The organism is Hymenobacter sp., assembly GCF_036387835.1.
Taxonomy (GTDB): domain Bacteria; phylum Bacteroidota; class Bacteroidia; order Cytophagales; family Hymenobacteraceae; genus Hymenobacter.
Genome location: NZ_DASVSY010000079.1, coordinates 152,622 through 175,774, shown reverse-complemented (window position 1 = coordinate 175,774; position 23,153 = coordinate 152,622). Strand labels below are relative to the sequence as shown.

The window sequence follows — 23,153 nt, the reverse complement described above, 5'->3', positions numbered from 1 at the left end:
GCTTTATACTGCTTTCAATGAAATTCCTTTTTTATTTACTCTCGCTGTTGCTGGTTGTGCCTGCCACTGCTCAAAAGCGAGAATTCTCTGATCAATACCGCATCGACCGGCGCGTGCAGCTCGATACCCGCCGCGAAGGCGACAGTTTGCGCATCTACCTACGCTTCCCAAACGGTGCGGCCATCCGGCGCGGTCAGCCCATGCACGTAATGGCTTGGCCGACGTACGACGCCCGCCGCCCGCTCTGGACCGACACCGTTCGCCATTTTGCCCGCCGTATCCGGCCTGATGGCACAGCCGCCCGCGTTGAGTTTTGCCTACCTATTGCCAAGCTCACTAGCGGCACCGCGCTTAGCATGGCTTGCGCACCAGCGGCTGAGGCAGCCACTGGCGACGCTGTTTGGCTATCGTTGACCACGGCGCAGCTTTCTCGCCCCTACGTACTTACCGATACGCTCGGCACACCTTTGCTACGTCGTTCGGTGCGGGCCGGGGAGGCATTTTACGTGGACCGCTATGGCCAGGACTTGCCGGTGCTGGTGCGCCGTTATGCGGCACCTTTCGTGGCAGCGCTGCCGCCCCACGCCGATCCGGCCCGCCAATCTTCTGCGCCGCCCACTTTGTCCGTCAGCGACTCACTGGCTTTTCCGGCGGGCCTGCCTGTGTCCCTGCCGGAAGCCGGAGTATACACAGTCCGCTTGGCTGGCGAAAAAGGATTGATGGGCGTGCTGGTGACTGATGAAAACTACCCGGAACTCTCGACGGCCGATGAGCTGATTCAGCCTCTAGTGTACCTGACTACGTCGGCAGAGCGCAAAAAACTGTATGATGCGCCCAACCCCAAGCGGGCCGTGGATCAATTTTGGCTGAATGCCGCGGCCGGGCAGCAAGCCATAGCCCGGCAGGCCATCCGGACGTACTATGGCCGGGTGAAAGCAGCAAATGAACTATTTGCGGCACACAAGGCGGGTTGGATGACCGACCGGGGCATGTTGTACATAGCCGTGGGTCCGCCCGATGCCGTATACCGCACAGCACAGGAAGAGCGGTGGGTGTATCATGGCACTGATAATGGGGCATCAGCTACCTATACGTTCCGCTCGAAACCGAGTACCTTTGCCCCCGAACACTATGATTTGGTGCGCCGCCCCGAGTACGAACGACTCTGGTATGCCGCCGTGGAGCAATGGAGAAAAGCAACGACGACCGCCCTCGGCCGCTAAAAGAGCGCCGCACATACTACGACTCGGAGAACCGCCCGGTGCCTCGTGCCCCGCGCCGCGACGCGGGTCGTCCTGCCGCAAACGAAGACACTCCGGGTGGCTACCGCCGTCCTGAAAGCCGCCCCGAAAGCTCCGACAATCGTTCGGAAAGCCCACGCGGCAACGAAGGACGCGCTTACGACAAGCCGAAAACTTTCTATCCTAATCGCCCCGCCGCTGCCGACCGTAGCATCGACATGCTCTTCGGCTTGCGGCCCATTATGGAGGCCTTAAGCGCGGGGCGGACGCTAGAGAAAATTTTCCTGCTGCGCGGCACTAAAAACAGCCTCACTCAGGAAATCAACGATTTAGCCCGGCAGCAAGGCATTCCCGTGTCATCGGTGCCGGTAGAGAAGCTCGACAACCTGACCCGCAAAAATCACCAGGGTGCCGTCGCCTTCGTGTCGCCGATAGACTACATGCCGCTCGACAGCATTTTGGCCGGGTTGTATGAGGAAGGCAAAACGCCCTTCCTGCTGATTCTGGACCGGGTGACCGACGTGCGCAACTTCGGCGCTATTGCCCGCAACGCCGAGTGTATGGGCGTACACGCCATTGTGGTGCCCGCTCATGGCGCGGCTCAGATCAACGGCGACGCCGTGAAAACATCGGCAGGTGCTTTAAACCTAGTGCCCGTCTGCCGCGAAGCTAATCTGAAAAATACGCTGACCTTCTTGCGCGAGTCGGGAGTGCAGATTGTGGCCTGCACTGAGAAAGCCGACGCCAGCCTGGAAACCGGCACGGTGGACCTTACCGGCCCTGTAGCCGTGCTGATGGGCTCCGAAGAAGACGGCATCTCTCCCGAATACCTGCGCCTCGCCGACCAACGCCTCCGCATTCCCATGTCCGGCCAGATTCAGAGTCTCAACGTCTCGGTTGCTAGCGGCATCATGCTCTTTGAAGTACTACGTCAGAGGCTTATTGCAACGAAGAGCTAGAAAGTAAGAATCAGGCATTAAAAATGGCCGCTGAACGTCCTCATTTGAGTCGTTCAGCGGCCATTTTTAATGCCTGATTCTTACTTTCTAGTTATACCCTGCTCCCTTCTTGGCCTTCACATCGGCCACGAATTCTTTCACCCGCTGCTCTTCGGTGCGTTTGCAGATGAGAAGCACGTTGTCGTACTCAGCAATGATGTAGCCGTCGAGGCCTTGCACAACTACTAGGCGCTCAGAAGGTGTTTTGATGACGCACTCGGTGGTGTCGTACAGAATAGCGTCGCCGTCGATGACGTTGTTATTTGCGTCGCGGCGACCCATGCGGTGCAACGAGTCCCAGGTGCCCAGGTCGCTCCAGCCGAAGTCGGCGGGCAGCACGAACACGTTGTCGGCCTTTTCCATAATGCCGTAGTCGATGCTGATATTGCGGCAGCGGGAGTAGGCTTCGCTAATGAAACCTTCCTCCTGCGCGGTACCTAACTGCTCCTGACCTTCATCGAATACTTCGGCAATGTCGCTTAGGTACTGGTGGAAGGCTTGCACGATAACATCAGCCCGCCACACAAACAAACCCGAATTCCAAAGGAAGTCGCCGCTTTGCAGGAACATCTGCGCTAATTCCAGATTTGGCTTCTCGGTAAAGGTTTTCACCTTCCGCAAACCGTTAGGCAAGCTACTGGCTTCGTCGTCCATGTATTGGATGTAGCCATAGCCAGTGTCGGGGCGGGAAGGCTGAATTCCGAGCGTAATCAACACTTCATGAGTGCGTGCCACATCAACGGCCTGGCTGATAACGTGTTGAAACTCGTCTTCACGCAACACTGCATGGTCGGCCGGCGACACTACGATTACGGCTTGCGGGTCGCGCTTGGCTATGCAATAGCTGGCGTAGGCAATGCAAGGGGCCGTATTGCGCCCGATTGGTTCACCTAAAATCTGGTCGACCGGCAGATCGGGGAGATGCTGCTGCACCAGTTCCTTATAATCTCGATTGGTAACGACGAATACGTTCTCGGGTGGGCAGATGCCCGCAAACCGGTCCACGGTTAGCTGGAGCATCGAGCGGCCCACGCCTAATACATCATGAAATTGCTTGGGATGGTTGGTACGGCTGAAGGGCCAAAAGCGGCTACCAATGCCGCCCGCCATTACGACGAGATAAGTGTGTTGCATCATAAACAGGAATTGCTGCAGCTAAGGTGTAAGAGGAATGCAAATATCTAACTTTAAAAGGAACCATAAATTAAAAGGCAAATGACTGGAGGTAACTAATTGTATATAAGCGCTCTGTCGCTTCCTACCCTGCTACCTGTAATTGACTTAAACCAAACCTTCGCGCAGTAAATCGTGCAGGTGGATAAAGCCGCTGAATTCGTTGCGCTCCGTAACAATCAGCTGCGTGATGTTACGCTCCTGCATCCGGGCCAGCGCTTCCACGGCGAAATCGTCTACATCAACGGCTACCGGATTGGGCGTGAGAATGTCACTAGCCCGCACATCTTCCAAACGGCCCGCAAACGTGCTCAGCATTCGGCGTAAGTCACCGTCGGTGATAATGCCCCGCAGTTGCCCGCTTGCATCGAGAACCGCAGTTGCCCCGAGGCGTTTGCCCGATATTTCAAGGATGATTTCTTTTAAGGGGGCACTGTCCTGCACTTGAGGCCGCTGATTTTGGCGACTCAGGTCGCCTACTTTTAAATAAAGTTGCTTGCCAAGGGTACCGCCCGGGTGCAGACGAGCAAAATCCTGCCGAGTGAAGTCACGGCTTTCCAGCAAACACACTGCGAGGGCATCGCCGAGGGCAAGGGCGGCCGTAGTACTGGTGGTGGGGGCCAGATTGTGCGGGCAGGCTTCCCGCGTTACGGGCGCGTGCAGAATATAGTCGGCTTGGATAGCTAAATACGAGTCGGCGTTGCTGACCAGGGCGGCCATGGGCACGCCTTTGCGCTTAAGTAGCGGCACCAGCACTTTTATTTCGGGAGTGTCGCCGCTTTTACTGATGGCTATTACAAAATCTTCGGGCTGTATCATGCCTAGGTCGCCATGAATGGCGTCGGCGGCGTGCATAAACAGGGCCGGAGTACCTGTGGAATTGAGGGTTGCCACTATTTTGCTGGCAATGTGGGCGCTTTTGCCAATGCCCGTAACCACTACCCTACCCCGTAAAGAGAGTATTGCTTCTATGCACAGTGCAAAATCAGGTGTCTGTTGGATAGCCTCTGCAACCCCTATGATTGCTTCCGCTTCACTGAGCAGCACTTTTTTTGCAATGGAATGAAGTTCGTTTTGCGGTTTCAATCTAAATTTGATTAGGTATTGAGTACAGAGGAGCTAGATAAAGCGTGGTTTTGTCTTACTCCTTTATATCTCCTACCGAATACTTCAAAATTCCTTAGATTGAGACAAGCAACCTGCAGTGCAGGGTTACTACTTATCTGAATCTTCCAACCGAGTAAGTGAGGATGTCAATGCCAGCCGTGAACAATGTAATTAGCCAGAGAGCTGATTTGAAGGGCAAGTTAAAGGAAGTTTTTGGGTACGGACAGTTCCGCGGTACGCAGGAAGCCATTATCCAAAACGTTATTGAGGGGCATAACACGTTTGTTATTATGCCCACCGGAGCCGGCAAAAGCCTTTGCTACCAGCTCCCGGCACTGGTGCTGCCCGGCACGGCCATCGTCATTTCTCCCCTTATCGCCCTGATGAAAAATCAGGTGGACCAGCTCAATGCCTTTGGCGTGAATGCCCAGTTTCTGAACTCGACCCTCACCAAGGCCGAGATGAACCGGGTAAAGAAAGATGTGGTTAGCGGCGAAGTAAAGCTGCTCTACGTGGCGCCCGAGTCGCTGACCAAAGACGAAACCATCGATTTTCTGCAGAAAGCTACTATCTCGTTTGTGGCCATTGACGAGGCCCACTGTATTTCGGAGTGGGGCCATGACTTCCGGCCCGAGTACCGTCGCATTCGGGGCATCATCGACAACATTGGGCAGGTGCCTATTATTGCCCTCACGGCCACGGCCACGCCTAAGGTGCAGCTCGACATCCAGAAAAACCTGCAGATGGACGATGCCAGCGTGTTCAAGACGTCGTTCAACCGCACCAACCTTTACTATGAAGTCCGGCCCAAGCACAACACCAAGAAGCAGCTGATTCAGTACGTGAAGCAGCGCAAAGGACTTGCCGGCATTATTTATTGCCTGAGCCGCAAGAAGGTAGAGGAGATTGCCGAGCTGCTAAAAGTGAACGATGTGCGGGCTCTTCCCTACCACGCCGGCCTCGACCCGCACGTGCGCATGGCCAACCAGGATGCCTTCCTCAACGAGGATTGCGACGTGATTGTGGCCACTATTGCCTTCGGCATGGGCATCGATAAGCCCGATGTGCGTTTCGTAATTCACTACGACACCCCGAAAAGCATTGAAGGCTACTACCAGGAAACCGGCCGCGGTGGCCGCGACGGTCTCGATGGCGACTGCCTGATGTTCTACAGCTACGACGACATCGTGAAGCTGGAGAAGTTCAACAAAGACAAGCCCGTAACGGAGCGCGACAACAGCAAGCTGCTACTGCAGGAAATGGCCAACTACGCCGACTCGGCCGTGTGTCGGCGCAAGCAATTGCTACACTACTTCGGCGAGCATTTCGAGAAAGACTGCGGCTTCTGCGACAACTGCAAGCATCCGAAAGAGCAGTTTGAAGCGAAGCAAGAAGTGTTACTGGCCCTGAAAGCGGTGGTTCAAACCGAGCAGCGCTTCGGCATCGACCACATTGGCACTGTGCTTATGGGCATGAACAATGCCCACGTGGAAAGCTACGGACACAACGGCCTGCCGGTGTATGGGCAGGGCAAAGACCACGATGCGCAGTATTGGCACTCCCTATTGCGACAGTGCCTGATTTTTGGTTTCTTAGAGAAGGATATTGAAAATTTTGGCGTTGTAAAAATTACCGATAAGGGTATGGACTTCATCGAAAATCCCCATTCCGTTAAGCTTACCAAAGACCACGACTACGACGAGGAGGTGAAGGAAGAGTTGGAGCAGGAAGAGGTGCAGCAAGCCGCTGGCCACGACGAAACCCTGTTCGAAATGCTCAAGGCGCTTCGCAAGAAAATAGCCAAGGAAAAAGAGCTGCCGCCGTACGTCCTTTTCCAAGATCCTTCGCTGAAGGAAATGGCCACCACCTTCCCCACCAAGCTCGATGAGTTGGCGCACGTCGGGGGCGTAGGTCAGGGCAAGGCGCAGAAGTTCGGTCCCCCATTCCTGGCGCTCATCAAGAAGTACGTCGAGGAAAACGACATCATGACGGCTTCCGACGTGGTGGTGAAGTCGGCCGTTAACAAGTCGAAAATCAAGATTTACATCATCCAGCAAATCGACAAGAAGATGGACCTGGAGGAAATTGCTTCCTCGAAAGGCATCGACATGCGCGAATTGATGGAGGAAATCGAGCACATCTGCTACTCCGGCACCAAGCTCAACCTCGACTACTACATCAACGGCATCCTGGACGAAGAGCGCCAAGAGGAAATCTACGACTACTTTATGACGGCCAGCACCGACAATATTGCGGTGGCCCTCAAAGAGCTAGGCACCGACGACTACACCGAGGAAGACCTGCGCCTGATGCGCATCAAGTTCTTGAGCGAAGTAGCCAACTAGAATCACGGATTTAGCCGGATTTTTCGGATTACACGGATTTTGCAGACGATTAATTGTTCATTATCACATCTCACGGTATACAACAAGAAAGGCTTGCCATCTGGCAAGCCTTTCTTGTTAATCATATATGATTGTTCATCAATCGTCTACAAAATCCGTGTAATCCGAAAAATCCGGCTAAATCCGTGATTAGCAGTACTCTTCGAAAGCGCCTTGCAGGTTGTTGACGATGCGCATCATGTCGTTGCCTTCGATGTGGTAGCGCTCAATCATGTGCACTAGCTCGCCATCCTTGAAAAGGGCAATGGCGGGGCTGCTAGGTGGATACGGCAACAGGTGCTCGCGCACCTTGGCTACCGCCTCGTTTTCCATGCCGGCGAACACCGTCACGAGTTTGTTGGGCTTCTTTTCGGAGCTGGCCACGGCCATTTTCAGGGCGGGGCGGGCTTTGCCAGCGGCACAACCGCACACCGAGTTGACGGCTACCAGTACGGTGCCATTTTGCTCGTTCAGGACGGCGTCCACTTCTTCAGGAGTCATGAGTTGCTCGAAACCGGCCTCTACGAGGTCCTGGCGGATGGGGGCAACCATGTATTCGGGGTACGTAGCCATAGGTAAAAGCTAGGCGTTGGGGTGAGAGGTGAAAAAACAACGAGCCACAGTAGGTCGTTGGTGATGCAAAAATACGCAAACATCAGCGGCTCGCAGGAAGTTTGATTTGTAGCTGCTGTTCTGAAGCAAGATTTAGCTAGCTGAGGTGAAAATCAACTGTTGATGTAGCTGGCAGAGGACAAGTTATCGGTGTTGGCACAACCTAGAAGGTATACTGCTTCGTAACCTCAGCAACACATCCAGTACGAAAAGAATATACTTCTGCTTTGTTTGCACCTATGACCTACGCTGACTTCAATGCTTCGCTCACCCAACAGGCCCCGCCAGCTGGCTTGTCGCCGCTATTGCAGGCACTGTGGTATGCCGGCCGCGACGAGTGGTCTAAAGCCCATGATATTGCGCAGGACCACGAAGGAGAGCCTTTGCACGACTGGCTACACGCCCTACTGCACCGACAAGAGGGAGACGCTAGCAATGCCGCTTACTGGTACCAGCGCGCCGGAAGGCCAAACTTCCGTGGTACGATCCGGCACGAGTGGGAAAAATTGACCCGTACGCAGCTGACAACGTAAGTAAAGCAAGCAGCTTACTACTCTACCTAAGATAAGTCATATAAAACAATAAAATTAATTGCCTTATCGTCGTCTTTAAGCAATTAAAATTATATTTATCCAGTCAAAGCAACTTGTCTGGATGTGATGTTGAAACTATTCCTATTATCGGCTACTATTAGTTTGGTTAGTATAGCCGCTCAGGCTCAGGTAGATTCGGTGCGCGCCTCTACCCTTCCGCCCGCTCAGCAAGCCGAAAAACTTTACAACAGTGGCGTTGTGAAGTTCAACCAGAAAAGCTACCGCGCTGCGTTGCAGGATTTCGACCGGGCCCTAGCGCTTCGGCCCGACTTTGCTAAGGCCTTCTACAACCGCGCCACCACCCGCTACGAGCTAAAAGACTATCAGCCCGCCGTGCAGGACTACGATGAGGCCCTGAAACTTGAGCCTACGAGCGGCACGGCGTACTTCGGACGCGCCCAGGCCTACGAAGCCTTGAAGCAAGCCGCCGAAGCCGAGCAGGACTACACCAAAGCCGTGGAAGTTAACGCCGCTTATGCGCCGGCCTGGTATTACCGCGGGGCTCTACGCTTCGAAAAAGCCGATTACGCCGCTGCTAAAACCGATTTCGACCAAGCCATCAAAGCCGACCCGAATTATGCCTACGCCTGGCACGACCGGGGCAGCACCCAGCGGCAGCTCAACAACTATGCGGCAGCTATTCAGGATTATACAAAAGCCTTGGCACTGCAACCCGAACTGCTGCCTGCCTTGCTAAACCGGGCCGGTACTAAGCGCAAGGCCGGCGACGTGAAAGGCGCGCTGCAGGATTACGGGGACTACCTTCAAAAAAAGCATGACAATCCAACTGCCTACACCAACCGTGGCGCCACCCGCTACGAGGCCGGCGACTATAAAGGAGCCGCCGAGGATTTCAGCCGCGCCGTGACCTTGGATGCGACGTATGCCTTTGCCTGGAACAACCGGGCTGCCGCGTATTTAAAGCTCGAAGACTATAAAAAGGCCGAAGCTGATGCCAGCAAAGCCATTACCCTCAACCCGCAGTACGCCGAAGCTTATCTGAACCGCGGCCATGCTCGCGAAATGACTCGTAATACGGAAGGCGCCTGCCAGGATTGGCGCAAAGCGGCCGAGCTCGGCTTGGAAGTGGGCACCAACTACGCTGCCAATTCCGGCTGCGGCGAGAGCAACTAAGTTAAGAGCAGTCTTTTGCGCTATTTGCGGAAACCTGCACTAATACGAATAGCCCCGCATTATCCTGCGCTTTATCTGAGAGAAAAATGCATAAGTATTTACTAGCCTTTCTGCTGTTTTCCACTGCCGCTCAAGCTCAGAGTGTGGAGTTCAGCAAAGACAAGTTTGGGAGCAATAAAGACGGCCTAAAGGCGGCTCTCAAAGATATTAAGTCGGGGGATGAGTGGTACGAGTTGGACCCGCCACGCTATGAGCAGGCGTTGCCGCATTACCTGGAAGCGCAGAAGTTCAACTCTGAAAATGCGCAATTGAACCTCAAGATTGGGGACTGTTACTTGCACTCGGGCTTTAAGCCCCGTGCTCTGAGCTACTTACAGAAAGCCTATCAGCTTAATTCGGGGGTTGATCCGCGCATTCACTATTTATTAGGACGCGGCTTGCACTTGAACGGAAAGTGGAAAGAAGCCATAGCCGAATACAAGCAGGCCACGCCCGCTACGGGCACCAAAAACACGGCTGCCTTCACCCAGGACATTCAAAAGAAAATTCAGGAGTGTGAGTACGGCCGGAAACTGGCCGAGAAGCCCGTGCGGGTTTTCATCGACAACGCAGGCCCCGGCGTCAACTCCCCCTACCCCGATTATGGCCCGGTTATCTCGGCCGACGAATCGGTTCTTCTGTTTACGTCGCGGCGGCAGGGTTCGACAGGCGGAGAGAAGGACCCCGAGTCGGGCGGCTTTTTCGAAGACGTGTACCAAAGCAACCGCGAAGGCAGCACCTGGGGCGCCGCCCGTAACCTGGGCGAAACGGTAAATTCTCCTGGCCATGATGCTACGGTAGGTTTGGCGCCTGATGCACAGCGGATGCTGGTGTATGTAGAAGACAACGGTGGCGACCTAAACGAAGCCAACCTGCGCGGCGCCACTTGGGCCAAGCCACAGCGCCTTGGCAACCGCATCAACAGCAAAGCCCACGAATCGTCGGCGGCTTATACGCCGGATGGCAAAAGCTTGCTAGTTGTATCTGACAAGCCCGGCGGTTTGGGTGGGCGCGACATTTATAAAGTGGAAATAGATGGCCGCGGCCAAGCCGTAAACCTGGGGCCGACTATCAACACGCCCTACGGCGAAGAAGGCGTATTCCTGCACCCCGACGGCAAGACCATGTATTTTTCTTCGGAAGGCCACAGTTCTATGGGTGGCTACGACATCTTCAAGTCCACCTTTGAGAACGGAAAGTGGAGTGCGCCCGAAAACCTAGGATGGCCCATCAACACCCCTGACGACGACGTGTTTTTTGTTATTTCGGCCTCGGGCCGGCACGGCTACTACTCGTCGTTCCGCGACGATGGCCTGGGCTCGAAGGACATCTACCAAATAACCTTTTTGGGAGCCGAGAAGCCACCAGTACTGAGTCAGGAAGACCAACTACTAGCCTCTCGGGCCCTGCCGGTGAAGGAGACGCTGCTGGCCCCGCCCGTTCCCGTTGCAACAGCCCAGGTAACGATTCTGAAAGGCACCGTAACTGATGCGGCGACCAAGCAACCTTTGGAAGCCACTATCGACGTAGTCGATAACACGCTAAACCAAACTATTGCTTCGTTCCGGGCCAATGCCCAATCGGGGCGCTATCTGGTGTCACTGCCCTCGGGCGTAAACTATGGTATTGTGGTGAAGCAAGAGGGCTACTTGTTTCACTCCGAAAACTTTGATTTACCGGCTGGCGCGGCTTATTCGGAGGTTGTGAAGGATATTCCACTCAAGAAGTTGGACGTGGGCGTAAAGGTGGTGCTCAACAACATCTTTTTTGATTTCGACAAAGCCACCCTACGCAAAGAAAGTACCGGTGAACTGGTGCGGCTACAAACCCTGCTAACAGAAACCCCCGCCTTGCGTCTAGAAATATCTGGCCACACCGACAACGTGGGTAATGCCAATTACAACAAAGACCTAAGCCAGCGCCGCGCCAAAACGGTAGTGGACTATTTAGTTGGTAAGGGGGTAAGCAAAGACCGTCTTACGTATGCTGGCTATGGCGACTCCCAACCCGTGGCGCCCAATACAACAAAAGCGAACCGTCAGAAGAACCGCCGCACCGAGTTTAAAGTGACGGGCAAGTAGTCGTCTGGCAGTAGCGGCAGTTCAACGAGGTTTCAACTACGTTGCGGGAGTAGTACGCTTGTTCTCTTGACTTGCCGCCTAACTTGCCATGACTGATGGGCCAGTAGCGCCCGCTCCGCTGCATGATTGTGTTGTTTCGCCGTCTGTTATTATTGCTTCCGCTACTGATTAGTATTCAGGCAGTTGCGCAATCTGGTTCGGCGCCCCGCTACTTTCTCAGGCAGTTTGGCGCCGCTGATGGGTTGCCCCAACCCTTTGTCTACGCTTTGGCGCAGGACCACGCGGGCTACCTCTGGATTGGTACGGCAGAGGGCTTGATTCGGTACGACGGCACCGAGTTCGTTGCCTTCACCACTAAAGACGGGTTGGCCGAAGACTTCGTGACGACACTTTACGTGGAGCCACGCACCAGTCAATTATGGGTAGGCCACTACCAAGGAGGCGTTTCGCGCTGGGATGGCCAACGCTTCCGGCGTGATGTTGAGGTGGCTTCGCGCCCGCCTGCGTTCCGGCCAAAGCCCGGCATTTCATCCGCGGATACCACCTATGCTAATGCCGATTTGGCTGCTGCATCGGTACCGGCGGCGCGGCGCTTTCCTACGCTGCATCAGGTGTTGCCGCCAGGCACTGTTCCACAGTGCGTATTGGCCGACCGGGAACATAACGTGTGGATAGGTACGGCTGGTCAAGGCTTGTGGCGGTGGTCGGATCGGCATATCACCTTTTATCCGTCTCCCAACTACACAAAGGTTGCAATGGGCAGCGCCTTGTTTAGCCAAGCCAGAGCCGGGGGTATTCAGAGTACAGGCGAGTTTTTTGTGTTGAATCCCACTCACGACCATACTTCGCCCCTTATTACTTTTCCGGAGAAGCTACTGCCGTACCCACCGAGTGTGGTGCTTTACACACCTGATGAACGCTCACGCCCGACCTTCGATGGGAATTATCTAACTCCTGTTTCTAAAGTCTTGTGGGTTGGTACCAAAGGACACGGACTATGGCAAATGCCGATTCCATCGCGCCGTCCTGCTATGCAACTAGTACGGCGCCTGCCCGCTACGCTCGCTGTTACAGCTCTCACGCAACACCGCAACGGCGACTTATGGATAGGTACGGCTCTTGACGGCGTCTACCGCTTGCCGGCCGACTCAACCCAGGCCGCCGAGCACTTCACCACCGCCAACGGCTTGCTGCACAATACTATCTATGCCCTTACTACCGATTCCACTGGTGGCGTCTGGATTGGCACCCACGACACCGGGTTGGCCGTATGGCAGCACGGTACCTTCCGTTACTTTCGCTTTCCAAGCGGTGACCTTGATGTGTCGGCCCTGCTCACCGACGATGTAGGACGAGTTTGGATAGGCACGGAAGGAAATGGTGTACTCTGCTACGAAAAATCCGTCCTTCACACCTATGGCCCGGCCAGCGGGTTGGTCTCGCCTTACTGTTACGCCTTGCTGCCGGTGCGCTGGTGGAGCAGTTACCACGGCGGCTACCGCCACGATTTCCGCCACGAGCAGGTATTGGTTGTACACCGTAACAGCATCAGCTTCGCCGACACTACCCTGCGCCGCTTCTCGCCGGCCGCATTACCGGGCAATCCGTTGGTGCAAGATTTATTGCCCGAAGCTGCCGTAGCCTGGAACGACTACTGCGTGTGGCTACGTACACGCACAGGTCTGCTTTGCCTGCGAACTAATGCCCCCAACTTGCTACCCGGCACCAGCAAGCCGACACCAACTCTGCTTGCCAGCGAAGTTGATGGCGCTGCCCGGTCACCGCAGCAGCTAAAGGAACTATCGGCAACTCAACACCAGGTTAATTTCACGTTCCGAGGCGTGAGTCTGCTGCCAGGCCAGGCTGGTTTGCAATATCAATACCGTTTACTGGGCTACCAGGAGCAGTGGAGCCGGCCTACGGTGGTGGGTGAGGCGCAATTTCCTCGGCTTGGGGCAGGCTCATACAGCTTTGAAGTGCAGGCGCGGTTAGGTGAGCAAGGCATATGGTCGAAGCCGGTGGCCACGTCGTTTGCCATTGCTACGCCGTTTTGGCAAACCTGGTGGTTTGGTGTATTAAGTATAGTGGCGGCTGGCGCTGGCATCTTCATCTTCGTCCGCACCCGTGAAGCCGCCTTACGCCGCCAGAAGCTGCAACTGGAAACTACAGTGCGTGAACGGACACAGGAGCTACGCCACCAAAAGGCACACATCGAGAACATAAATGCGGAATTAGTAGTGGCCCGCGACGTGGCGGAGGCCTCACGCCGGGCAAAAGCGCAGTTTCTGGCCAATATGAGCCACGAAATCAGGACTCCGATGAACGCCGTTATCGGCCTGACCCACCTGCTGCGCCAAACGCCGGTCAATCCCGAGCAGAGCGAGTACTTGGAAGCCGTGCAGTCGTCGTCGCAGAACCTGCTGGTCATCATCAACGACATCCTTGACAGCTCTAAAATAGAAGCGGGCAAGCTTAGCCTGGAACACACGCCCTTTCGCCTACCGGAGTTATTGCGGCGCGTTGCCAGCATGTTCCGATTTGCCACGGAGGCCAAGCACTTATATTTCAACCTCGAAATAGATCCTGCAGTACCCGCCGCCGTGTTTGGCGACTCCGTGCGGCTCAACCAAGTGCTCGTCAACCTGGTTGGCAACGCGGTAAAATTCACCACCGCAGGCGGCGTAACGGTGCGCGTGCAATCAACTCCTGGTTTAGCAACGGACCAGCTGCTGGTGCGGTTTGTGGTGCAGGATACTGGCATTGGTATTCCCGCCAACAAGCTGGAAGCTATTTTCGAAGACTTCTCGCAGGCCAATACCAGCACTACCCGGCAATTTGGCGGTACCGGCCTGGGCCTAAGCATTGCCCGTAACCTAGTGGAACTGCACAGCGGCAAACTGTGGGTGGAAAGCACTGAGGGCCAAGGCTCGGCGTTCATATTCGAAATTCCTTACCTCGTTGCCGACCCTGCCGCCGTGGCGGTCGAGGCAACTTTGGCCGTCGGCCGTTTCGAACCGGCCCTGCAGGTACTGGTAGCCGAAGACAACGACCTCAACCAGTTGGTAGCTCGCAAAACACTGGAAGCCTGGAACGTGCAGGTTACCATTGCCGCCAATGGCCGACTAGCCGTTGAAGCCGTTGAGCGAACTACCTTCGACGCGGTGCTGATGGATGTGCAAATGCCCGAAATGGACGGCTACGAAGCGGCCCGGCAGTTGCGAATGCGTTTCCCCGATGCAACCCATCTTCCAATTATTGGCCTGACTGCCTCTGCCCTGCCCGAAGACCGCGCTCTGGCTCTGGAAGCTGGTATGAACGATACCCTGGCCAAGCCCTTTGATCCGGCTCTACTCTACGCTCGCCTCGCCCACTACACCGGCCGCACCACACTGCCTCCTGCAGATTTACCTATACCAGTTGAACCCACCGTTGTGGCTGCCTCCAGAACTACTACTTCCACACCTGACTGGACGCTGCTAGAAGAATTGGCCGGCGGCAACGAAGCATTCATTCGTCAGATCGTCAACACTTTTCTTACGCAAGCTCCGCAGCTGCAACACCACCTGGAGGCAGCCGTGGCCGCTGCCGACCCGTCGGCGTTGGCCCGTACAGCACATAAGTTAAAGGGCCAAGCTGCTTACTTCGGAGTTGAACACTTATATGATGCCTTAGAAACCTTGGAAAATCAAGCCAAGCAGGATAAGACTATCGACACCTTGATGCCTCTTATACGGCAGGTTGAGCAAGAGCTAGATCAGCTTTACCCGCAACTCCAAGAGCGACTGACTATTTAAACGTCCGGGAAAAGGCAGCAAGCCTACTTTTATACTGGGGATAGTTTACCTTTGAAAATATGCCTGCTTCTGTCTCTCCCCTGCGCTGTCTGATTGTTGATGATGATCCACTTTCTATACAAGTGGTTGAAAATTGTATTGCCAGCACCCCTTTTCTAACCGCCGTTGGCAGTTGCGAAAGCGCAGTGGCAGCGGCTGAAGTTTTGCGCACCCAGGAGGTTGATCTTTTATTTCTGGATGTAGAAATGCCGCTCATGTCTGGCATCGATTTGCTTAACACGCTGCAAAACCCGCCGCTCGTGGTACTGATAACGAGCAGCAAGCAGTATGCCGTTGAAGCTTTCGAGCACGATGTAGTTGATTATTTGGTGAAGCCCGTCAGTTATGCCCGTTTCCTGAAAGCTGCTCAGCGAGCCTTAGAGTTAACCCAGGCACACCAGCCAACCGAAACTGCGTCCGGCACCGAGGCCGATTTCACTTTCATGAAAGTGGACAGCAAGTTGGTAAAAGTGCTTTTCGATGAAGTGCGCTACGTAGAAGCGCTTGGCGACTACGTGCACATTGTTACGGGCCAGAGTAAGCTCATTGTCTATAGCACGATGAAAGCCGTGGAAGAGAAGTTTCCCGACACCTTGTTCGTGCGCGTGCACCGCTCTTTTATTGTCAATTTAAAACGGGTGCAAGCCATTGAAGACAATACCATTATCATCGACAACAAACACATCCCCATCGGCCAAACCTACATGCGAGAGGTTTTTCAGCGCCTCAACAAGTTTTAATCGGTGAATTTTTAATTCTACGTTTCAGGCGTCTATGGCGTGAAGTTTCATTATAGATTTTTCCAACTCGCTGTCAGTGTAGTGCTCATGCTGACATTTTCCTGCCAGTCAGCATGGGCCCAGGTAGCTGGTGATACACTTAGCGTGGCGTGCCCCCTGCCGCGCGTAGTGGAGCTTTGCGTGGATCTGGACGCCAGTGCTTCAATTGATTCGGCCGCGGGGCCGCTTACCTTCCGCTGGCAAATGGGTGATGGCACCACTCTCACTGGTCCAGTAGTGTCACACTGCTACACTGCTCGCCGCCGTTATAGTGTCCAGCTCGATGTGGTTGATGATAAAACGGGTCAGGTTCGAGAAGCCGAAAAAGTTATTCCCGTCGATTTCACCCAAGAAACTGTCCTCAACTTCGCGGCCGGCTCCGATACAATTCGGGTTGGGCAACCCGTCTCCTTTGATGCGGTTGACTCACAATTGCCCCTGTGCGACAACGTGGTGGTACTTTGGGATTTTCGCGACGGCATAGTCAGTAACGGGCGGCGCGTGCAACACGCGTTTCGGCGCCCTGGTCAGTATGCCGTCCGAATGGCTTTACGCGGTAACGGTCCCAACGATTGCCCAAGCAGTCACTGCGTAAGCCGCATTATCACCGTACTACCTCCGAAAACTCCATAAACCTACTGCTCCCTCATGGTGTGAAGTAGAAGCCGGAACACCGTTGACAAACTCGTTGGTTTGCTTAAACCAAGTGTCGGTTTTCCTCTAGTAGTTGGGCTGCTGTAGCTCTTAGAATTTCCAGCGTCAGGGACCACAAGTCTTCGTAAGGTACAATTTCGATTTCCGAGAAAGCTTCGCCGGGCGGTGGAGCGGCTTGCATCCTTTTTAGCAGTGGCTCGGCCGCGCGCTGGCTTTCAACCGGATCGAAATCTGACTTTACCGTGATAGCTAACAACCGGAAAAACAATTGGCTTCGTAGTGCGCCGGCCTCGCGTAGGTGCCGCTGCTGATACTTGCGTAAACTCTCTAGACGCAGCAATACCCCGTCCAGATCGTGCTGACGCAAGTAATACAGAAATTGCAAGATCAGCACCGCTACATTGTAGCCTTGCTTATCTCTACTGTGCGTTGGTACAGTTTGAATAAAGGTATTGAAGCTGCGAATGCGCAATGGAGAAGCCTCTGGCCGAATAAATTGCAAGTACACCTCGTACAGGTTCCAACGCTCCTGAGCCGCATGGCGTTGCTTGGCAAAGTACAAGCTCTTCCGAGCTGTTTGCAGTAATTCCTGCGCCTGTCCGTACTGGCCCGAATGCATGGCTAGCAGCGTATATATCTCCAGGAAATACAGCCAATTATTAGAAGAATAATGAAAGTCTTTTGCGTACTCTTCCGCTAGTTTAAAACCCTTCTTGGCTTGTCGGCTTCGTAGGTGAGCATACACACTCATGTAGTTGTTGAAGCGCTTGTCGAAACGGATACGGTTAAGTTTCCCTTCTCCCCACGCCTTGACTGTTTCAGCCGTTAACCCAATGATTCTATCATAGTTACCAATTAATTCCTCACGGGCAATTTGTGTGCGATAGAAGTAAAAGAAGGTGTTAAATGTACGCGCTTGCTTATGTAACTCTTCTAGCTGATTCAGGTAAACTTCAATTTTACCCAACATGCCACGCCTAGCACGTACGGTATACGCCATCATTGCTTTCACCTCCCAAAAGATAGCTCCGGCTTCTTCTTCCAATACCAGCCGCTGCCAATTGGCTGCCAGCTTTTTGTTGTTGCTGCGAAACTTAGCTGGCTGTTGCATATCTGCATAGATGCCACGCAGCAACTGCCCACACAGCAAGGCGTAGTGGGTAAACTCCATGCTTTCTGCTAAACGCAGCGCCTTACGGCCTAGTCGCTCGGCATTGTAATATTCTCCTTCCCTGTAGAGCGTACTAACTTGGTAGTACAGGTTCAAACATTGCTGCTCGTACCGGCGTGATAGTTCGTGCCGTGGGTCAGACTCATCAAGAAAAAAAAGGTGGTTCAGCATTTTCTGCTGCACCCGCGATTTCAGCTTACGGAAAGCCGTTTTACTGGTCGCGTCGGTTTTTCCATACAAGGCTTTAATGACCTGCTGCTGAGACTTACTCTGCTCTTCAACCAGAAAATTCAATAAAGCCATTTCCTTGTTGGCACTAGGCTTGGCTGTAAAATCCAGTAATGGCAGCACTTTTTGACGGCGATCTGTCACAATTCGCGCCAAATTATTCAACCCTTCCATCATAAAAAGCGCCCTCAGTATTGGAAAAGCCTAAATGAAGCAGCAAAAGCGCACGTAAACAGTTGTCACAATTAACGCATTTTTTTCCTTTACAAATATCTACCCTTCATCTCACCTTTGTATCAGATAAAGTGTGTGTTTTTGGTAGATGAGATGTCACATTCTGAAGGATTATACTCACTTAAGCTTCAGAAGGCATAGGGTGCGAAGCACAAATTAGCTAAAGCAAAAGAGAGCTAGTTAGAATAGTCAAAAATTATATAGATAACATACAAATCACTTTTATACTCTACCTTTCCTTTACGGGAGACAGGCTGTGCTACACCTTTGTGTCACTCAACTACTTGACACAACTAATCTCCTACTCCGATGCTGAATATAATCGCCTTCGCTCTGCTGCAGTTCGCTGCTCCTACCACTAAAAGTGTTGCCTCGGTTAATTTTGTAGATATACAACCAACCAACTACACTGCACAAGCCGAACACGGTAGCGGCGGTTGGTCGGGTAAGGCGCTAGCTGCTCACGGCAGCGGTGGCTGGTCGGGTAAGGCATTAGCCGTCCATGGCAGCGGTGGCTGGTCCGGTAAAGCACTAGCTTATCACGGTAGCGGTGGCTGGTCGGGTCGCACGCTTGCTGTTCACGGTAGCGGAGGCTGGTCCGGTAAAACATTGGCTGCCCATGGTAGCGGCGGTTGGTCGGGTAAGGCGCTAGCTGCTCACGGCAGCGGAGGCTGGTCCGGCAAGGCATTAGCCGTCCATGGCAGCGGTGGCTGGTCGGGTAAGCAAGTTTCTGCGTAGAATCCCTGTAAATATGTTGGCGCCAAGAATCTTGGCTATCTTGCTGGCTGATCTTGCCGGGCGCTGATAGCCAATGCCGCGATACCTACAGATATCTTTTTTATTCCTTCTGCTGGTTTCGTGCGGGGTCACTGGCTGCTCTTCCGTTACAAAACCGGGGGCCGTTCGAATTCGGTGGTCCAATGATCCGCAAACGCTAGATCCTCTTGTGGCTAATATGCCGCAAGCCTCGGAAATCATCAATTTACTGCACTGCAGTTTGCTCGTAGGAGACTCCACTCAGCAGTTCGCCCCGTGGTTGGCTCAGGCACTGCCTATTATAAGACAACACGACTCGCTAACGTTTCTCACGTATGCGTTGCGCCCCGAGGCTACCTGGGATAATGGTCAGCCAGTGTTAGCTCGTGATGTTGCGTTTACACTAAAATTTTTAAACTGCCCCGGGCTCCCCACTGAGTACTCGCGGACCCAATACGGATTTATAACCGACATAAAACTGGACGCCCGGGATCCACGGCGCTTCACCTTGGTATGCCGCGCTGGCTCGCGTGACGCTATTTTTCTATCGGGTGATTACGCCATTCTACCAGAATACGCGTTAGATCCGCAAAGACGGTTGCAGGAAGTTCCTCTTTCTTTATTACATGCCGATACTGTGGCTGCTGTACGCCGCTACCCTGCTTTACGAGATTTTGCGCGTCGCTATCGGCAAAACCAGTTCGGCCAACACCCGGAGCGGCTACCAGGCTGTGGTCCTTACACCGTGAAAGCATGGAGAAAGGGCCGTTATCTACGGCTGCGTCGTAAAGCACAATGGTGGGCGAGCAAGCTTATAGCCCCGCCCGCTTGGCTGCAGGCTCATGCGGCACGTCTCGACTATCAAATTATACCCGACAATGCCCAGGCCTTGCTGGCACTGCGGCGCGGCGATATAGACCTTTACCCTATGCCAGCAGCCCGCGACTACGATCAGTTGCGGCATTCTGCTGATACAGCTAAACTAGCCTTCTACACCGCCGATTCCTACAACATGATGACGGTGGGTTTCAACACGCAGCGTCCATTCCTGCGTGATGCCCTCACGCGACGGGCGCTCAGTTTGCTCTTTGACGTACCAGGATTGATGCAGGCCACTCAACCTGGACTAGCTTATCGTAGCGTGGGCCTGGTTAGCCCTTACGATAAAGCCGTCTATAACGACAGCCTGCCATTACTGCCTTTCGATATACGCCAAGCCGGGGAGTTGCTCCGTAAAGCGGGCTGGAAAAGGAGCCCCGCTGGCAAATGGTTTCGTAATACCGAAACACTGGCCTTCAGCATTAGTTATCGCGCCGGCGCTCCTGATTACGAAGCCGTTGCACGGCAATTTCAAGCTGCTGCTGCTCAACTAAGCATTCCCGTACAATTGAGCCCCACCGAAGAGCGTTTGTACAAACAGCAACTACTCGATGGAGCTACTGATGTGCACATCCGCACTTCCCGAGGCAACCCCTTTACTTACAACTTCATCCCAATTCTACACTCACGTAGCATCGGGCTTGATAATTTTACCCGGTATCAGTCGAAGGTAGCCGATCAGTTGATGGAGGCTATTGAAGATGAGCGGGATGAAAAGCGACGAGTTAAATTGCTACGCCGGTTTCAACTACAGATCCGCCAAGATTCGCCTTTGGTGGTGTTGTTCTTTATTCGCCACCGGCTAATTGCTTCCAAGCAGCTACGAGGAGTTCATGCGCTTAGAGTTCGACCTGGCTACGACGTACTTAGCTTATCGCTAGCTTTACCGGAAAAGTAAGCAGATGGCACGCGTAACAAGGCGACTAGTGCAGTGGGTACTTACTGTATGGGGGCTTATCTCGCTGCTCTTCTTGTTAACTAGCACGCTGCCCGATGAACAGTTACTGCAAACTCGCTTCTCGGAAACGACGTCTGGCGGCGCGGTGTCGTCATCAGAGCAAGTAACGGCTGCTCAACAAGCCGCCCGACAACGGCTAGGGTTGACAGACCCTATATTTTATTTCTCTCCAGCCACACCTCACGCGCAATTAGGTTGGCGCTGGCAATGGAACGGGACGCACAATCAGTATCACCGCTGGTTGAGTGATTTGCTGCGCGGCAACTTAGGTTACTCCTATAGCACTGAGGAGCCAGTAACTGACTCCCTTACTCGTGCTTTGCTAGTTACAGTGCCACTAACTTGCTTAGCGGCGCTGCTCATTGTTGGTATTTCCATCCCACTCGGGGTTTGGTTGGCGTTGCGTACCAGCTCACACTGGATTTACACAGTTTTGTACGCACTCGACGCATTGCCTCTTTTCATGGTGGCCTTGCTGCTGCTGTTGCTACTAGCCAACCCAGATTACTTTGCCTTGTTTCCGGCATTTGGTCTTGGCTACGAAGAGGAAGCGGCCAGTGAAGTCAGCTTGATTTTACAGTATCCGTTGTTTGCTGTCCTGCCGCTTACCAGCCTCATCCTTAGTGGGATTACCGAACCTACTCTTCAACTTGCCGACTCGCTACGCCACGAAAGTAGTCTCGATTATATTCTAACTGCACAAGCTAAAGGATTGACGAGGAAACAAGCAATTTGGCGACATGGCCTGCGCAATGCCTTATTACCCACGATTACCCTCTTCACTGAACTGTTCCCGAACTTACTAGCAGGTGCCGTAACAGTAGAGTTTATCTTTGCCCTGCCAGGTTTAGGGCAACTCCTAGCCGACGCTGCTGCTGCCCGCGATTATCCAACACTGTTAGGTGGAGTTCTGTTTGTGCTTATTGTGCGCCAATTCATGCTGTCCTTAGCCGATTGGCTGTATCAACTCGCCGATCCGCGGCTCCGCACAGCCAACCCATGAGTAGCTCCTACCGGACCAGTGAACTGAATTGGCCTCGTAAGCTGGCCGTGCTCTGGCTGGTACTACTCGGTATTGCCGCTACTCTCGCCAATCTATTACCCGCACCCTATCTTGCCCCCAACCTGCCAAACAGCAATGTTCCGCCTCTCACGCCGGGCCACTGGCTAGGAACTGACCCACTAGGACAGGATGTAGCAGCAACCCTGATTTATGGAGCGCGCACAGCATTGCTGGTAAGCTTGCCAGCCGCAATAATAAGCGCCGGGCTGGGTGCTGGCATCGGATTGCTGGTAGGCTACTGGGGAAACACTCAATTGCGTTTCGCACGGGCCTATTGGCTAACAGTGAGTTGTGCTGTGCTTGCTTTTACTTTAGTAAAAGCCCATGGGGCTGGCACAATGGCCCTCTGGTGGCCGCTTGTACTAAGTATTACGGCTTTCCTACTTGGCCAACTCTTATTACGCTTTCAGCTTTTGCGCCGCACTATGGCAGTGCCATTAGACTGGCTACTACAAGTCGCTGTAGCGTTGCTAGCCGCTATTCCTCGATTACTACTCGTTCTTGCTGTTGCAGCAGCTTTCAAAATTACTTTTGTCAGCCTAGTGCTGCTGCTCGCCTTTACTTCCTGGACGCAGCCAGCACGGTTGGTACGTGCTGAAGTGCGCCGCGTCGGTCAATTACTTTATCTCGAGGCGGCCCGTGCTGCAGGCTTACCGCCATGGCAAGTTATGCGCTACCATGTGCTACCCAACGTTTTACAACCTGTTATTACAGGATTACCTCTCAGCATTGCCACCTTCATCGCCCTCGAAACCACACTCTCGTTCCTTGGGGTTGGCTTGCCTCCTGAAGTTCCGAGTTGGGGACGCTTGTTGGCGCTTAGCCGTTTTGCTTCCTCTTCTTGGTGGCTATTGCTCTTCCCTACTATCTGTCTCTTGGCTACTACGCTTTCACTTCGACAGCTATTACTCATCAGTAAACGCTAACCCGCAAGTTTGCTTGATGTCACAAATCAAGTGCTTATTGCCGTTTATTATCGCTTAAGCAACACAGTTTACGCGTAGCAAAGCTAGGTGTATCAGTGTTTTACAATCTGCTTTGCAAGCAAGGTCTTCCTTTAAATTACAATTCTATACGCATAATAACTAGTCACAATTAGTAGCGCTTTTTCCTTTACTTGGCTTGTCCTTACATCTAGTTTTGTAATGTGCTAAAGGATAAAGCACCTTACGAGCCACTTATTTTCGCTGTTTGCCTTAGGTACTAATGGCGTCACTACTACTCAAGCGTCGGCAA

Annotated in this window: 17 protein-coding genes; 13 read left to right on the top strand and 4 right to left on the bottom strand. The window is 53.5% G+C overall.

Going from position 1 to position 23,153, the window contains the following annotated elements; all coding sequences use genetic code 11:
* The first annotated feature begins 17 nt into the window (after positions 1–17).
* A complete protein-coding gene (locus VF639_RS15975) occupies positions 18–1,223 on the top strand; it encodes a GWxTD domain-containing protein (protein WP_331146925.1) in 1,206 nt (401 codons plus the stop codon).
* Complete coding sequence (gene rlmB / locus VF639_RS15970; protein WP_331146924.1) at positions 1,187–2,200, top strand: 23S rRNA (guanosine(2251)-2'-O)-methyltransferase RlmB; 1,014 nt, start codon at positions 1,187–1,189, stop codon at positions 2,198–2,200. Before VF639_RS15975 ends, rlmB begins: the two co-directional genes overlap by 37 nt.
* 87 nt (positions 2,201–2,287) lie before the next feature.
* On the opposite strand, the gene VF639_RS15965 is transcribed toward rlmB, so the two are convergent.
* Entirely contained in the window at positions 2,288–3,376 is a 1,089-nt protein-coding gene (locus VF639_RS15965; protein ID WP_331146923.1) for a mannose-1-phosphate guanylyltransferase, read from the bottom strand.
* Between the two features lie 144 nt (positions 3,377–3,520).
* Entirely contained in the window at positions 3,521–4,498 is a 978-nt protein-coding gene (locus VF639_RS15960) for a KpsF/GutQ family sugar-phosphate isomerase (protein WP_414654735.1), read from the bottom strand.
* Positions 4,499–4,677: 179 nt separating this feature from the next.
* Here VF639_RS15960 and recQ point away from each other — a divergent pair, with 179 nt between their 5' ends.
* Positions 4,678–6,864, top strand: a complete 2,187-nt coding sequence (gene recQ, locus VF639_RS15955) for a DNA helicase RecQ (protein WP_331146921.1) — start codon at positions 4,678–4,680, stop codon at positions 6,862–6,864.
* Between the two features lie 189 nt (positions 6,865–7,053).
* Here recQ and VF639_RS15950 read toward each other — a convergent pair whose 3' ends face one another.
* Positions 7,054–7,476 (bottom strand): BrxA/BrxB family bacilliredoxin, encoded by a 423-nt coding sequence (locus VF639_RS15950; RefSeq protein ID WP_331146920.1) that lies wholly within the window; start codon positions 7,474–7,476, stop codon positions 7,054–7,056.
* A 278-nt stretch (positions 7,477–7,754) separates the two neighbouring features.
* Between VF639_RS15950 and VF639_RS15945 the strand changes: the two genes are divergently transcribed.
* The 6 genes from VF639_RS15945 (at position 7,755) to VF639_RS15920 (ending at position 16,607) form a co-directional block, all read left to right on the top strand.
* Positions 7,755–8,048 (top strand): hypothetical protein, encoded by a 294-nt coding sequence (locus VF639_RS15945; RefSeq protein ID WP_331146919.1) that lies wholly within the window; start codon positions 7,755–7,757, stop codon positions 8,046–8,048.
* 126 nt (positions 8,049–8,174) lie between these two features.
* A complete protein-coding gene (locus VF639_RS15940; protein WP_331146918.1) occupies positions 8,175–9,242 on the top strand; it encodes a tetratricopeptide repeat protein in 1,068 nt (355 codons plus the stop codon).
* A gap of 86 nt (positions 9,243–9,328) precedes the next feature.
* Positions 9,329–11,362: an OmpA family protein gene (locus VF639_RS15935; RefSeq protein WP_331146917.1), complete on the top strand. Its 2,034-nt coding sequence runs from the start codon at positions 9,329–9,331 to the stop codon at positions 11,360–11,362.
* Between the two features lie 122 nt (positions 11,363–11,484).
* Positions 11,485–15,156, top strand: coding sequence for a hybrid sensor histidine kinase/response regulator (locus VF639_RS15930; protein WP_331146916.1), 3,672 nt, complete (start codon positions 11,485–11,487; stop codon positions 15,154–15,156).
* Between the two features lie 59 nt (positions 15,157–15,215).
* Entirely contained in the window at positions 15,216–15,935 is a 720-nt protein-coding gene (locus VF639_RS15925; RefSeq protein ID WP_331146915.1) for a LytR/AlgR family response regulator transcription factor, read from the top strand.
* Between the two features lie 87 nt (positions 15,936–16,022).
* Complete coding sequence (locus VF639_RS15920; RefSeq protein WP_331146914.1) at positions 16,023–16,607, top strand: PKD domain-containing protein; 585 nt, start codon at positions 16,023–16,025, stop codon at positions 16,605–16,607.
* A 64-nt stretch (positions 16,608–16,671) separates the two neighbouring features.
* Here VF639_RS15920 and VF639_RS15915 read toward each other — a convergent pair whose 3' ends face one another.
* Positions 16,672–18,204, bottom strand: coding sequence for a hypothetical protein (locus VF639_RS15915; RefSeq protein ID WP_331146913.1), 1,533 nt, complete (start codon positions 18,202–18,204; stop codon positions 16,672–16,674).
* Positions 18,205–18,570: 366 nt separating this feature from the next.
* On the opposite strand from VF639_RS15915, the gene VF639_RS15910 reads away from it, so the two are divergent.
* From VF639_RS15910 to VF639_RS15895, 4 genes are all read left to right on the top strand, one after another.
* Positions 18,571–18,999 (top strand): hypothetical protein, encoded by a 429-nt coding sequence (locus VF639_RS15910; protein ID WP_331146912.1) that lies wholly within the window; start codon positions 18,571–18,573, stop codon positions 18,997–18,999.
* Between the two features lie 73 nt (positions 19,000–19,072).
* Positions 19,073–20,794, top strand: coding sequence for an ABC transporter substrate-binding protein (locus VF639_RS15905; RefSeq protein ID WP_331146911.1), 1,722 nt, complete (start codon positions 19,073–19,075; stop codon positions 20,792–20,794).
* A gap of 301 nt (positions 20,795–21,095) precedes the next feature.
* Positions 21,096–21,857 (top strand): ABC transporter permease, encoded by a 762-nt coding sequence (locus VF639_RS15900; RefSeq protein ID WP_331146910.1) that lies wholly within the window; start codon positions 21,096–21,098, stop codon positions 21,855–21,857.
* Positions 21,858–21,904: 47 nt separating this feature from the next.
* A complete protein-coding gene (locus VF639_RS15895) occupies positions 21,905–22,843 on the top strand; it encodes an ABC transporter permease (RefSeq protein WP_331146909.1) in 939 nt (312 codons plus the stop codon).
* Positions 22,844–23,153: the final 310 nt, after the last annotated feature.

Excerpts from the sequence above, each read along its gene's own strand:
- VF639_RS15915 (WP_331146913.1), bottom strand. The coding sequence starts at position 18,204 with ATGATGGAAGGGTTGAATAATTTGGCGCGAATTGTGACAGATCGCCGT.
- rlmB (WP_331146924.1), top strand. The coding sequence starts at position 1,187 with ATGGAGAAAAGCAACGACGACCGCCCTCGGCCGCTAAAAGAGCGCCGC.
- VF639_RS15965 (WP_331146923.1), bottom strand. The coding sequence starts at position 3,376 with ATGATGCAACACACTTATCTCGTCGTAATGGCGGGCGGCATTGGTAGC.
- VF639_RS15910 (WP_331146912.1), top strand. The coding sequence starts at position 18,571 with ATGCTGAATATAATCGCCTTCGCTCTGCTGCAGTTCGCTGCTCCTACC.
- VF639_RS15920 (WP_331146914.1), top strand. The coding sequence starts at position 16,023 with ATGCTGACATTTTCCTGCCAGTCAGCATGGGCCCAGGTAGCTGGTGAT.
- VF639_RS15975 (WP_331146925.1), top strand. The coding sequence starts at position 18 with ATGAAATTCCTTTTTTATTTACTCTCGCTGTTGCTGGTTGTGCCTGCC.
- VF639_RS15905 (WP_331146911.1), top strand. The coding sequence starts at position 19,073 with ATGCCGCGATACCTACAGATATCTTTTTTATTCCTTCTGCTGGTTTCG.
- VF639_RS15940 (WP_331146918.1), top strand. The coding sequence starts at position 8,175 with ATGTTGAAACTATTCCTATTATCGGCTACTATTAGTTTGGTTAGTATA.
- VF639_RS15930 (WP_331146916.1), top strand. The coding sequence starts at position 11,485 with ATGATTGTGTTGTTTCGCCGTCTGTTATTATTGCTTCCGCTACTGATT.
- VF639_RS15950 (WP_331146920.1), bottom strand. The coding sequence starts at position 7,476 with ATGGCTACGTACCCCGAATACATGGTTGCCCCCATCCGCCAGGACCTC.
- VF639_RS15935 (WP_331146917.1), top strand. The coding sequence starts at position 9,329 with ATGCATAAGTATTTACTAGCCTTTCTGCTGTTTTCCACTGCCGCTCAA.
- VF639_RS15925 (WP_331146915.1), top strand. The coding sequence starts at position 15,216 with ATGCCTGCTTCTGTCTCTCCCCTGCGCTGTCTGATTGTTGATGATGAT.
- VF639_RS15945 (WP_331146919.1), top strand. The coding sequence starts at position 7,755 with ATGACCTACGCTGACTTCAATGCTTCGCTCACCCAACAGGCCCCGCCA.